This is a genomic window from Shewanella sp. 1180_01 (assembly GCF_052850535.1).
Genome location: NZ_VXCT01000160.1, coordinates 1 through 947, shown reverse-complemented (window position 1 = coordinate 947; position 947 = coordinate 1). Strand labels below are relative to the sequence as shown.

The following is a 947-nucleotide window of genomic DNA, read 5'->3' as shown; positions in this document are numbered from 1 at the left end:
ACATCAGCACAAACAGCATGGCCACCGGTCTTGCAGCATTTCGCAATGCGCTGAATAACGGGCCCACGTCCGACTCGCTTAACTGCGTGCCCACCAAAGGCGGCATCTTCAAGCTCATTTGCACCCGATACCCCGCCAAGCTATTGGTGTCTAACACCCGTAAATCGGCCGCAACCGATAACGCCCGCTTTAACACCTTCACCGCGGCTTTGATGTAATTGGCCGAGTAGCCCTGCGCCAACATGGGTTTGATTAAATAACTGTCCACTGCGATAAAGTTCAGCTCATTGAGTGGTAACTCAGCAAAGCAGCCACTGAGATGTTTACTCACTAACGATTTACAGTTACTGCGCCAGCTGTTGCTTAAGGTGCGGTTGCATTCCACATGGGTGACAAACCACGCCAGCAATTGCGCGACCGTGGTAAACTCGTTGCTGATTACCGCTTGGCCCATGCTGCGTTTGGCGAGCAAGCTAGGTAACTCGGCTAAAAAGGTCTTCAAGCACATCACTGGCCACACGCCCTGCTTTTGCCACACGGTTTTGCCCGCTTCGTTCATCACTAAATACACTGAGGCTTGGCGTCTATCGGTTGAGGCCCGTAACCGCACCGCCGGAAACTGCGTGTCCCGAAAGTCCCGCGTTATCCCTGCCCGCAACCAACGGCGCAATACTGCATCGTTTAACTTGCCTTGCTCCACGCCTGTGGCTGTCATCACCTGTGCCATCTAGCCCTCCAACCGATATTCAAAGGTGTGATGGGTACCCGAGCGTATGCGCTTCACTCGCTGGTTAATCGGCATATCCCGAAACCGCGCACTTAAGGCTGTCTCGCTGTCGTGAACCCCAAAACGGTTAAAGCTCTCTTGCTGGATTTCAAACAGGGTCCAAAACCGTTTACCTGTGATGATGCGCATCAAGCGTTCGCGCTGTGTCAGTGGTTTAGTT

1 protein-coding gene and 1 pseudogene are annotated in these 947 nt (G+C 53.2%); both read right to left on the bottom strand.

From position 1 onward, the window contains the following. Positions 1 to 727 (bottom strand): annotated as a pseudogene (locus FW758_RS24635) (tyrosine-type recombinase/integrase); the annotation flags it as partial. Continuing rightward, a partial coding sequence (locus tag FW758_RS24630) for a hypothetical protein (RefSeq protein WP_446446831.1) occupies positions 728 to 947 on the bottom strand: 220 nt, incomplete at its 5' end.